Below are 11,554 nucleotides of genomic sequence, written 5' to 3' on the forward strand. Positions count from 1 at the left end.
GGCGCGACCCGCGCCGGGTTCTTGGCGGACGGGGTCAGGTACGGGGCGCCAGCCAACGGCGCGCGCCCTGGGTGCGCGCAGGAGGGGAATGCCGTACACTAAGCTCAAATCCCTCCACCACTCGACCCATGGCCCGAATCTTCAGCAGAACTGCCTACGACCTCCCCGCGAAGGGCCGGAGCTGGTTTTGGGTCCTGCTCCTCCCATCCCCTTTCGTCATCGCGATCGTCGGCATCGCCGCCCTGGGGTTTTACTGGGATTCCGAGCCGGACCTCTTTAAGGTCAAGGCCGTCGCTACAGAGATGGCGGGCGGCGACGCGTCCAAGCTCGTGCCCGGCACGGTGATGACCGCGACGCTCATCCATGTCGTCACGGTCTTGCTCGACAAGCCGGGTGGCTATCTGTCCAATGACATGATGCCGCCTTCGATCTTGATGGACAATATCCCGAACTGGGAGCAAGGTGTCTTGCAGCAGATCCGGGACATGGCCCGGGTGCTGCGCAACGACCTGAGCCGCTCCCAGTCACAATCGTCGGAGGACGCCGATCTCTCCGTCGCCGATCCGCGCTTTCACTTCGACCCGTATTCCTGGCAGATCCCCTCCGCCGAGGGCGAGTATCGGGTCGGCCTGGATCGCCTGAAGCGCTACCTCACGAGGCTCCAGGACCCCGCACGCGGCGCCGATTTCTACGCCCGCGCGGATAACCTTCGGGAATGGCTCCGGCTCATCGGAACGCGCCTCGGAGACCTTGCACAGCGCCTCAGCGCGAGCGTCGGCCAGGTGGCCCCCGACACCAGCACGGGCCGCGGTACGGCGACACCCGGCACGGCAACACCAGGACCAGACACGGACGCGGTCCAGCGATTGGCGATTAGGACCCCTTGGCTACAACTCGACGACGTCCTCTATGATGCTCGCGGCGCGGCCTGGGCCATATTGCATTTTCTGCGCGCGGCGCAGATCGATTTCGAAGAGGTATTGAAGAACAAGAACGCGCAGGTCAGTCTGCGCCAGGTCATTCGGGAGCTGGAACAGACCCAAACACCGGTCTGGAGCCCTGTGATCTTGAACGGGACCGGCTTCGGGCTTCTTGCCAACCACTCGCTGGTGATGGCCTCCTACATCTCGCGCGCCAATGCCGCACTCATAGACCTGCAGATGCTGTTGGTTCAAGGCTAGCCCCCTCCGCGCCGATGTGTGGACGGGCCGGGATGAAACCTCCCGCCTGAACCAAGCTCTAACGCACACAACGCCCGCTGAGGCGTTCCAATATGGGGTTATCACTATGCTGAATCAGGGTACGGCTATCATGAAATCGATGGTCCTGGGCACCTCGATGTGGTTGAGCGCATGCGCCTCGCAGTCGGGCTGGAGCCCGACGGTGGACACCTATGGGGACCCGCGGGCGCAATACATTTCGGCGGATCAGGCCGAGTGCCGGCAGCTCGCCCTTCAGGGCTCGGGTGGCACCGCGCAGAACGCCGTGACCGGCACCGTGGTGGGCGGCCTGCTCGGGGCTGCGGCAGGCGCCGCGATCGGCGCCGCGGCCGGGAACCCGGGCACCGGAGCCGCCATAGGCGGGGCCGCGGGTGGGATCGGTGGGGGCACCCACGGCGGGGTGGGCTCGGAGCAGGACTTTCAGTCCGCGTACCGGAACTGCATGCGCGGGCGGGGACATAATGTATTGAACTAGCAGGGTATCGAACTAGCGGGTTACTGGACCAGCACGGTCTGGACGCCTGCCTCGGATCTTAAGAGGGGCGATCGAGCGATCGCCCCTCTTGTTTTTACGCACCGACTGCCAATAATCCTTGCCATGACCCACCGCGGCCTGATCTGCTCCCCGCGATGACGGAAGCCACTCCGCGAGCCGACCGGCTCACGCCGCTCCTCGAAAAGCGCATCCTGATCCTCGATGGGGCCATGGGGACCATGATCCAGTGCTATGGCCTCACGGAATCCCACTACCGGGGTGAGCGTTTCAGAGACCACCCGCGTCCGCTCAAGGGCAACAACGACCTCCTGTGCCTCTCCCAGCCCGAGATCATCACCGAGATCCATCGCGCCTATCTCGCGGCCGGCGCCGACATCCTGGAGACCAACACCTTCAACTCGACCGCCATCGCCATGGCAGACTACGAGATGCAGGACCTGGCCTATGATCTGAACCTCGAAGGCGCCCGGCTCGCGCGCGCCGTCGCCGACGAGTTCGAGGACAAGGACCCGCGGAGGCCACGATTCGTGGCCGGGGTGCTCGGGCCCACGAATCGGACGGCCTCGATCTCCCCCGATGTCAATAACCCCGGGTTCCGCAACGTCACCTTCACGGAGCTCGTCGATGCCTACACGCTGGCGGTGCGAGGGCTCATCGACGGCGGCTCGGACCTGCTCCTGGTCGAGACCATCTTCGACACCTTGAACGCCAAGGCCGCGCTCTTCGCTATAGATAAGTACTTAGAGCAACAGGGCCAGAGGCTGCCCATCATGATCTCGGGGACCATCACCGATCAAAGCGGGCGCACGCTCACCGGTCAGACCACCGAGGCCTTCTGGAACTCGGTGGCGCACGCCCGTCCCGTGAGCGTCGGCCTCAACTGCGCGCTCGGCGCAAAAGAACTGCGGCCCTACGTGAAAGGCCTTTCCGCGTGCGCCCCGGCCTTCGTGAGCGTCCACCCGAACGCGGGGCTCCCGAACGAGTTCGGCCAGTACGACGACACGCCCGAGTACATGGCCGGGCTCATCCGCGAGTTCGCCGAGAGCGGCTTCCTGAACATCGTGGGCGGATGCTGCGGCACGACCCCGGCGCACATCCGGGCGATCGCCGACGCCGTGCGCGACCTGCCGCCGCGGCCGATCCCCGATCTCCCCCGCTATTGCCGCTTGAGTGGTCTCGAGCCGCTCTCGATCACCCCGGACACCACCTTCGTCAACATCGGTGAGCGCACCAACGTCGCCGGCTCGCCGAAGTTCGCGGCGCTGGTACGGGCCGGCGACCTGGAGGCGGCGCTCGAGATCGCCAAACAACAGGTCGAGAACGGCGCCCAGATGATCGACGTCTGCATGGACGAGGGGCTCCTGGACGCCGAAGATCTGATGCCCCGCTTCGTCAATCTCATCGCCTCCGAGCCCGACATCAGCCGCGTGCCCATCATGATCGATTCCTCCAAGTGGAGCGTCATCGAGGCGGGGTTGCGCTGCCTCCAGGGCAAGGGCGTCGTCAATTCCATCAGTCTCAAGGAGGGCGAGGCCAGGTTCATCGAGCACGCGCGGCTGGTGCGCCGCTACGGGGCTGCGGCCGTGGTCATGGCCTTCGACGAGAAGGGACAAGCAGACACCACCGCGCGCAAGCTCGAGATCTGCAAGCGCTCCTATGAAATTCTCACGAACAAGGTCGGCCTATCGCCCGAGGACATCATCTTCGACCCCAACATCCTGACGGTCGCGACGGGCATGGAGGAGCACAACGATTATGCGCTCGCCTACTTCGAGGCGGCGCGCGAGATCAAGCACCACCTCCCCCATGCGCTTGTGAGCGGCGGGCTCAGCAACGTCTCGTTCTCCTTCCGCGGCAACAACCCGGTGCGCGAGGCGATGCACGCGGCGTTTCTCTACCACGGCATCAAATCGGGCATGGACATGGGGATCGTGAATGCCGGGCAGCTCGGGATTTACCAGGAGATCGAGAAGGACCTGCTCGAACGGGTCGAGGACGTGCTGCTGAACCGCCGCTCCGACGCCACCGAGCGCCTGGTCGAGTTCGCCGATAGCGTCAAGGGCGAGACCCGCGAAAAGAAGGCCATGGACGACTGGCGCCACCAGGACGTCGAGCAGCGTCTCATCCACGCGCTCGTCAAGGGCATCACCGATCACATCGAATCGGATACCGAGGAGGCGCGCCAAAAGTACCCGAGGCCCATCGAGGTCATCGAGGGCCCGCTCATGGCCGGCATGAACGTGGTCGGCGATCTGTTCGGGTCGGGCAAGATGTTTTTGCCGCAGGTGGTCAAGAGCGCGCGGGTGATGAAGAAGTCGGTCGCCTATCTAGTGCCCTTCATCGAGGCCCAGCGCGAGGGTGGCGGCCCGGCGCGCAAGAACGGCAAGATCGTGATGGCCACGGTCAAGGGCGACGTGCACGACATCGGCAAGAACATCGTCGGCGTCGTGCTTCAGTGCAACAACTTCGAGGTGATCGATCTCGGTGTCATGGTCCCTTGCGAGACCATCCTTGAAACCGCCCGCCGCGAGGAGGCGGACATGATCGGGCTCTCGGGCCTCATCACCCCGTCGCTGGACGAGATGGTCGATGTCGCCAAGGAGATGCAGCGTCAGGGATACAACCTCCCGCTCCTGATCGGCGGGGCGACGACCTCGCGCACCCACACCGCGGTCAAGATCGCGCCCCAGTACCCACATCCCACCGTACACGTGAAGGACGCCTCGCGCGCCGTGGGCGTGGTGGGTCGGCTCGTGAGTGCGGATCTGCGCGGCGCCTTCGTCGAGCAAGTGCGGGCCGAGTACGCCGAGGTCCGCGAGCGCCACAAGGGCCGTCAGGCGCGTACCGAGTGGCTGAGCCTGACCGAGGCGCGCGCGAACAAGCTCGCGGTCGATTGGCGCGAGTACCGTCCGCCCGTGCCCCGCAGGCTCGGCATCCAGGCCTTCGAGGACTATCCGCTCGCGGAGCTTCGGGATAGCATCGACTGGACGCCGTTCTTCATCGCCTGGGAGCTGGCCGGGCGCTTTCCGCGCATCCTCGACGATCCGGTGGTGGGCGAAAGCGCCCGCAAGCTCTACGAAGAAGCGTTAGAGATGCTCGATCGGATCGTCGCCGAGCGTACGCTCCGGGCGCGGGGAGTGATCGGCCTTTTTCCCGCGAACACGGTCGGCGAGGACGACATCGAGGTCTACACCGACGAGACTCGTGCCGGTGAGCTGACCGTGATCCACACGCTCCGGCAGCAACAGAAGCGCCCGCCGGGACAGCCGAACCTCGCGCTCGCCGACTTCGTGGCACCCAAGGAGAGCGGTGTACCGGACTATGTCGGGGCCTTCGCCGTGACCGCGGGGTTCGGGGTCGATGCGCTCGTGGCGCGCTTCGAAGCAGCGCACGACGACTACAACGCCATCCTGGTCAAGGCCCTGGCCGACCGCCTCGCCGAGGCCCTGGCCGAGCGCCTGCATCAGCGGGTGCGGACCGAGCTGTGGGGCTATGCGGGCGAGGAACGCCTCGATCACGAGGCGCTTATCGAGGAACGCTATCAAGGGATCCGGCCGGCTCCAGGCTATCCGGCCTGTCCGGACCACACCGAGAAGCTGTTGTTATGGGGGCTGCTCGATGTGGAGAAGAATGCCGGGATCACGCTGACCGAGAGCCTCGCCATGCTCCCGACCGCGGCGGTGAGCGGATGGTATTTCTCGCATCCCAAGTCCCGCTATTTCGGCGTCGGGAAGATCAACGAGGACCAGGTCCACAGCTACGCCCGCCGCAAGGGTATGGACGTCAAGACCATCGAGCGCTGGCTCGGTCCCAATCTCGGTTACGAGACGGAGTGAGGCCGGTGGGTCGTCCCGCCACGAGCCCTGCTGGTATAGTGGCGCACGCCGCGCTTGCAAGCGGGGACGATGGGGCCTGGTCTTTATTGTTTCCGAAGGGCGGGGGATGAGTCGGGGGAACCTTGATGAACCAGCTATTCCGAACCAAGAACGTCACGGCCGAGGACATCAATAAGGGGGGTGACCTCAAACGCTGTCTCACCGCCTTCGACCTGACCTTGCTCGGGGTGGGCGCCATCATCGGCGCCGGGATCTTCGTCCTGACCGGTCGCGCCGCGGCCACCGAGGCCGGGCCGGCGATCACGCTGTCCTTCGTCATCGCCGGCATCGCCTGCGCCTGTGCGGCGCTGGCCTACGCCGAGCTGGCCTCGACCGTCGGCGGCGCGGGCTCGGCGTACGCATACGGCTATGCGGGCCTGGGCGAGTTCCCGGCGTGGGTGATCGGCTGGATGCTGATCCTCGAATATACGGTCGCCATCTCGACCGTCGCGGTCGGCTGGTCGGGCTACTTCAACAACGGCCTTCAGGCGCTATTGGGCGCCGGCCTGCCGGAGTCTCTGCTGCACGGGCCCTGGGAGGCGGCGGGGGGCATTGTGAACCTGCCGGCGTTTGTCATCGTCGCCGCGCTCGGCCTGCTCCTCGCCCGGGGCGCCAAGATCAGCGCCCAGTTCAATGCCGTCATGGTGCTGGTTAAGGTCGGGGCGATCCTCCTGTTCCTCGCGGTCGCCATCGGCCATCTGGAGCCCTCGAACTGGAGCCCCTATATCCCCGCCGAGGTCACCGACGCGAACGGGAATACCCACTTCGGTTTTCAGGGGGTCTTGACCGGCGCGGCCACGATCTTCTTCGCCTACATCGGCTTCGACGCGGTATCGACTGCCGCGGAGGAATGCGAGAACCCCGGACGGGACCTGCCCATCGGGATCATCGGCTCGCTCGCGATCTGCACCCTGTTCTACATGGCGGTTTCGGGGGTCTTGACCGGGATCGTCCCCTACACCGAGCTGAACACCCCCTCGCCGGTCGCGAGCGCGCTGCTCAAGATCGGCCAGGGGTGGGCGGCGGGGCTCATCTCGATCGGCGCCATCGCCGGGCTCACGACGGTGATGCTCGTGCTCTATTTCGCCATCACCCGGATCCTGTTCGCGATCTCCCGCGACGGGCTCCTGCCGCCGTTCTTCTCGCACGTGTCGGAGGCGACCAAGAGCCCGGTAAGGGTCATCGTGCTCATCGGGGTGCTCATGTGCGGGCTGGCCGGCTTCCTGCCGCTCGACCGGCTCGCGGAGCTGACCAACATCGGGACGCTCGGCGCCTTCGTCGTGGTGTGTGCCGGCGTCATGACCCTGCGCCGCACCCACCCGCACCTCCCGCGCGGTTTCCGCACGCCGTTCGGGCCGGTCATCCCGGTGCTCGGCATCGGCTTTTGTCTGTGGCTCATGGTGAGCCTGCGCCATGAGACCTGGCAGGCGTTCGGGGTGTGGCTCATCGCCGGTCTCTGTATCTACTTCGGGTATTCCATGCGCCACAGCAGGCTTGCCGAACAGAGCGTCACGGGCGGGGCGTGAAACGCGAGTAGTCCGTGGATCCCTCGACCGATCGGTGAGGCACACCGGATGTTCAGCACTCTGAGCAAGTCTCGCACGCTCGCCCTCGTGGGCCTGGTCGCGGGTCTGGTCTTGCATCTGGCCGGCTGCAACACGGTCGCCGGTTTCGGCCGGGATGTCGAAAAGCTCGGCGACAAGATCGAGCGCAAGGCCGAACAGAGTAAGCGTTATTGATTGAGGGCATTTGGCCGCGAGAATGGCGCGTAGCCGGGCCGAAGAACATGTTTCGCTGCTTCGCCTGGACCTTCAGCCTCTTGGCCCTCCTGTTCGGCTGTGGTCGAGAACTCCCACTACCGAAACTCGCGCCTTCGGACGTCATCGTCGCCTTCGGCGACAGCCTGACCGCGGGCACCGGGGCCGATGCGCCCGGCGACGCCTATCCCGCCGTGCTCGGACGCCTCATCGGGCGCGAGGTGATCAATAGCGGGGTCCCCGGGGAAACGAGCGCCGAGGGCCTGCGGCGCCTGCCGGAGGTTTTGGCCAAGCACCAGCCCAGACTGGTGCTTCTGTGCCTCGGCGGCAATGACACCTTACAGCGCCTCGACCCGAAACAGACGGCGGACAACCTCGAGGCCATGGCGCGCATGGTCAAGGCGCGCGGGGCCGCGGTGGTGCTCATCGGGGTCCCCGATCGCAACCTCTTCGGCGGCGTCCCGGACTATTACGCCGACATCGCAACCGCGCTCGATCTATCCTACGAGGGCGAGGTGATGAACGAGGTGCTCCGGGACCGGGCGCTCAAATCGGACCACGTCCACGCGAACAGCGCGGGTTTACCGCCGGATCGGCAAGCGCCTGGCCGTGTTGTTGAAGGACGCCGGTGCCGTCTAGTAGTCAGTCAAGCACGTCATTCCGGCATGGATTGCCGGAATCCAGAGTACATGGACGTAGGTGCTGTTTCCTGCGTCCTGGAGCCCGGCAATCCCTGCCGGGGTGACGAATCCCTTCGATCTAACATGACTCACTACTAGCCCGAATCGATGACGCTCCGAGCACGCCTCGCAGAGGAGGCCCAAGGCCTCAAGCGCGAGTTGGAGGTCTATCGCCGGGTGCTCGGCGACGCGCGCACGCCGTGGTTGCCGAAGCTCCTGCTCGGCCTCGCCGTCGGCTATGCCCTCCTACCCTTCGATCTCATCCCGGACTTCATCCCGGTCATCGGCCACCTCGACGACCTCATCATCGTCCCGGTGCTCGTGATCCTCGCGCTGAGGCTCTTGCCCGGCGGCATCTTGGACGATTGCCGGCGCAAGCGGATCGCCCTGCCGAAACCGACCGGTTAGCGCACCGGGGCGCCCCCTGTCCCATACTGGGTCACACGCGCTCGCGTATGCCCTCGAAGGACGCACGGCGAACCGAGACCCGGGCCACAGGATGTGATCGAGATCGAACTTTTATTCCATATCAACTTCATATTTTTCGTATAAACTTCATATTCGATCCCTTCGCCGACCGCGAAAAACGCTGGCTCGATCGCCTTGGTACATGGCTTGCTCAATGCCGGCATGGACCACAACGCCGCATCGCAATCGGTGCCGCGATCGATGTATTCCCCGTATACTTCGCCCGAGATCCTACCCCCGGCGGGTGGAGACATGTCGATCGACTGGCAGGGTTACGACAGAGGCGATGGCTATGACGAATTGATCGCCTCCGGGGGGGCGCCTCGAGAGGCCGCCGAGCCGCTGTGCCGTTATCTCGCCTCGCTCAGCACCGGCGAGATCGAGGAGCGCAAGCGCGCCGCCGATCTCTCGATCCTGACCATGGGGGTCACCTTCACGGTCTACACCGAAGAAGGCGGCAACATCGATCGCGCCTGGCCCTTCGATATCATCCCGCGCATCCTCTCGGCCCAGGAATGGGAACGCACCGAGGCCGGTCTCAAACAGCGCGTACACGCGCTCAATCTTTTCATCGACGACCTCTACCATGATCAACGCATCGTCAAGGACGGCGTGCTGCCGGCGTGGGTCCTGGAAAAATCCGTGAATTTCCGCCCGGAGTGCACGGGGGTGGATCCGCCGCACGGGGTGTGGGCCCACGTCTGCGGCAGCGATCTGGTGCGCGACCGGGACGGGACCCTATACGTGCTCGAGGACAATCTGCGCATCCCCTCCGGGGTGTCCTATATGCTCGAAAACCGACTGGTCACCAAGCGTGTGTTTCCCGAGCTCTTCGAGCACGTGAACATCCGCCCGATCGACGATTACCCGGCGCAGCTCTTCGATATGCTGTGCTCGCTGTCACCGCGTCCCGGCGACTCCCCCGAGATCGTCGTGCTCACCCCGGGCATTTACAACTCCGCCTATTTCGAGCACGCCTATCTGGCCCAGCAGATGGGCGCCGAATTGGTCGAGGGCAGCGATCTGTTCGTCGGCGATGACGAGTGCGTGTACATGCGCACCATCGAAGGTTCGGCGCGCGTCGATGTGATCTACCGGCGCATCGATGATCTCTTCCTCGACCCGGAGACCTTCGGGACGGAATCGGTGATCGGGGTGCCCGGGCTCCTGCGCGCGTGGAAAAAGGGCAAGGTCGGGCTCGCCAACGCCCCCGGCGCCGGGGTCGCGGACGACAAGGTCGTCTATGCCTTCGTGCCCAAGGCCATCAAATATTATCTCGACGAGGAACCGATCCTGCCGAATGTCCCGGCCTATCTGTGCATGGACCCCAGAGACCGCGAATACGTCCTGGCCAATCTCGACAAGCTCGTGGTCAAGCCCGCCAATGCCTCGGGCGGCTACGGCATGTTGGTCGGGCCGCACGCCACGGCGACCCAGCGTAGCCAGTTCACGCGCCTCATCGAGCACGATCCCCGCGATTACATCGCCCAACCCGTGGTCTCGCTCTCGACCGTGCCGACGCTTTGCGAGGAAGGGTTGGGACGGCGGCATGTGGATCTCAGGCCCTTCATCCTGTCCGGCGCGGCCAGTTATGTGACCATGGGCGGCCTGACGCGGGTCGCACTCCGGCGCGGCTCTCTGGTGGTCAATTCCTCTCAGGGCGGCGGTAGCAAGGATACCTGGGTGGTGGACTGCCGGGCGCACTAGCCATGCTGTCACGGGTGGCGGAACGTTTGTATTGGATGGGGCGTTATCTGGAGCGCGCCGAGGACACCGCGCGCCTCATCAACGTCAATACCCATCTGGTGTTGGACCTCCCCAAGGACACGACCCTGGGCTGGGAGCCCCTGGTCTTCATCATGAGCGCCGAAGGGCCATTCTTCGCGCGCTACCCGGCCGCCGGGGAGACGGAGGTGGTGCGATACATGGTGGGCGATCGGGACAACTCATGCTCGATTCTGTCGTCCCTGCACCAGGCCCGGGAGAACCTGCGCACCACGCGCGACATCGTGCCACGCGAGGCCTGGGAGAAGCTCAACGACCTGTACCAGTACGCCGCGTCGCAGGGCGAAAAAAGCATCGGCCGGCGCGCGCGCTTCACCTTCTTAACCCATGTGATCGACGGCTGCCAGCTCTTGACCGGGCTCTTCGCCGGCACCATGAGCCGGGGGCCGGGTTACGACTTCGCGCGCATCGGCCGGAACCTGGAGCGCGCGGACATGACCACGCGCATCATCGACGTGCGTTCCGCGAGCCTGCTCGCCCATGCGAGCGGCGAGCTCGTCCCTTTCGAGACCATCCAGTGGGTGAGCGTCCTGAAGTCGCTGTCGGGTCATCAGATGTACCGTCGTCATGTGCACGTGCGCGTCAACGGGGAGGACGTGGTGTGGTTCCTGTTGCAGGACCGCAGCTTCCCGCGCGCCGTGTATCATTGCCTGAACGAGGTGCAGGTAAGCCTCGGAAAGCTGCCGCGCCACGAGGTCCCGCGCCGGCATGTGGCCCGGCTCAAGCAGCAGATCGGCAACGCCGGGGTCGAGGGCCTGTCGCGCGAGGGCCTGCACGATCTGATAGACGCGCTGCAGATCGCCCTCGGCCGGCTGCACGATCGCATCCGCGCGACGTATTTCCTAGGCGAGGCCCCGGTGGCACGGTCGGACTCGATGGCGGCCTGACTCGGGTCGTTGGGGTGCGCCGGGGAAACCGGCAAGGTGTGAAGGAGTGAAAGTCTCCGACAGTGAAGGTTTAGCCAACCACACTGGCCCCGAGTCATGCGTTGTAGTCGGTGACGGCTGCGGCGAAGCGTTGACAGGGGAACGTGCAGGCAGGCAGGCAGGGTATTGAGCCCCGAAATCAAAGTACTTGCTGGGTGCCGACGCGCTCCTAACACGCCTCAGTAATCTATACCTACACCATGTCCTTGACCTCTGGTTGGAGCGGGTGGTCAAGCCGCGGCTTCGCGGTGAGGCCTACCTCATCAGGTATATGGATGACTTTGTGATGTGCCTCCAGTACCGGGAGGATGCTGAACGAGTCTCGGAGGTTCTGCGTAAGCGTCTTG

General features: G+C 65.0%; 9 protein-coding genes and 1 pseudogene. All 10 read left to right on the plus strand.

Going from position 1 to position 11,554, the window contains the following annotated elements:
• Nucleotides 1-128 precede the first annotated feature (128 nt).
• The 10 genes and pseudogenes from M3461_05095 to M3461_05140 all read left to right on the plus strand — a co-directional run bounded on the left by M3461_05095 (nucleotide 129) and on the right by M3461_05140 (nucleotide 11,554).
• Nucleotides 129-1,181, plus strand: coding sequence for a DUF2333 family protein (locus tag M3461_05095; protein MDQ3773767.1), 1,053 nt, complete (start codon nucleotides 129-131; stop codon nucleotides 1,179-1,181).
• A gap of 130 nt (nucleotides 1,182-1,311) precedes the next feature.
• Nucleotides 1,312-1,695 (plus strand): glycine zipper family protein, encoded by a 384-nt coding sequence (locus M3461_05100; protein MDQ3773768.1) that lies wholly within the window; start codon nucleotides 1,312-1,314, stop codon nucleotides 1,693-1,695.
• Nucleotides 1,696-1,850: 155 nt separating this feature from the next.
• Nucleotides 1,851-5,552: a methionine synthase gene (metH, locus tag M3461_05105; GenBank protein MDQ3773769.1), complete on the plus strand. Its 3,702-nt coding sequence runs from the start codon at nucleotides 1,851-1,853 to the stop codon at nucleotides 5,550-5,552.
• Nucleotides 5,553-5,677: 125 nt separating this feature from the next.
• Nucleotides 5,678-7,117, plus strand: coding sequence for an amino acid permease (locus M3461_05110; GenBank protein MDQ3773770.1), 1,440 nt, complete (start codon nucleotides 5,678-5,680; stop codon nucleotides 7,115-7,117).
• A 48-nt stretch (nucleotides 7,118-7,165) separates the two neighbouring features.
• Nucleotides 7,166-7,330 carry an entericidin A/B family lipoprotein gene (locus M3461_05115; protein MDQ3773771.1) on the plus strand — a complete coding sequence of 55 codons (165 nt, stop codon included), beginning with the start codon at nucleotides 7,166-7,168 and terminating at the stop codon, nucleotides 7,328-7,330.
• A 47-nt stretch (nucleotides 7,331-7,377) separates the two neighbouring features.
• On the plus strand, nucleotides 7,378-8,127 hold the full coding sequence (locus M3461_05120; protein ID MDQ3773772.1) for a GDSL-type esterase/lipase family protein: 750 nt from the start codon (nucleotides 7,378-7,380) through the stop codon (nucleotides 8,125-8,127).
• A 9-nt stretch (nucleotides 8,128-8,136) separates the two neighbouring features.
• Complete coding sequence (locus M3461_05125) at nucleotides 8,137-8,436, plus strand: DUF1232 domain-containing protein (GenBank protein MDQ3773773.1); 300 nt, start codon at nucleotides 8,137-8,139, stop codon at nucleotides 8,434-8,436.
• 312 nt (nucleotides 8,437-8,748) lie between these two features.
• A complete protein-coding gene (locus M3461_05130) occupies nucleotides 8,749-10,203 on the plus strand; it encodes a circularly permuted type 2 ATP-grasp protein (protein MDQ3773774.1) in 1,455 nt (484 codons plus the stop codon).
• A 2-nt stretch (nucleotides 10,204-10,205) separates the two neighbouring features.
• Entirely contained in the window at nucleotides 10,206-11,168 is a 963-nt protein-coding gene (locus M3461_05135; GenBank protein ID MDQ3773775.1) for an alpha-E domain-containing protein, read from the plus strand.
• 217 nt (nucleotides 11,169-11,385) lie between these two features.
• Nucleotides 11,386-11,554 (plus strand): annotated as a pseudogene (locus M3461_05140) (group II intron reverse transcriptase/maturase).

Source organism: Pseudomonadota bacterium (assembly GCA_030860485.1).
In the GTDB taxonomy this organism is placed as follows: Bacteria; Pseudomonadota; Gammaproteobacteria; order JACCXJ01; family JACCXJ01; genus JACCXJ01.

Bases quoted from the DNA above. Each gene is read 5' to 3' on its own strand.
- M3461_05125 (MDQ3773773.1), top strand. From the start codon at position 8,137: ATGACGCTCCGAGCACGCCTCGCAGAGGAGGCCCAAGGCCTCAAGCGC.
- M3461_05120 (MDQ3773772.1), top strand. From the start codon at position 7,378: ATGTTTCGCTGCTTCGCCTGGACCTTCAGCCTCTTGGCCCTCCTGTTC.
- M3461_05135 (MDQ3773775.1), top strand. From the start codon at position 10,206: ATGCTGTCACGGGTGGCGGAACGTTTGTATTGGATGGGGCGTTATCTG.
- M3461_05110 (MDQ3773770.1), top strand. From the start codon at position 5,678: ATGAACCAGCTATTCCGAACCAAGAACGTCACGGCCGAGGACATCAAT.
- M3461_05100 (MDQ3773768.1), top strand. From the start codon at position 1,312: ATGAAATCGATGGTCCTGGGCACCTCGATGTGGTTGAGCGCATGCGCC.
- metH (MDQ3773769.1), top strand. From the start codon at position 1,851: ATGACGGAAGCCACTCCGCGAGCCGACCGGCTCACGCCGCTCCTCGAA.
- M3461_05095 (MDQ3773767.1), top strand. From the start codon at position 129: ATGGCCCGAATCTTCAGCAGAACTGCCTACGACCTCCCCGCGAAGGGC.
- M3461_05115 (MDQ3773771.1), top strand. From the start codon at position 7,166: ATGTTCAGCACTCTGAGCAAGTCTCGCACGCTCGCCCTCGTGGGCCTG.
- M3461_05130 (MDQ3773774.1), top strand. From the start codon at position 8,749: ATGTCGATCGACTGGCAGGGTTACGACAGAGGCGATGGCTATGACGAA.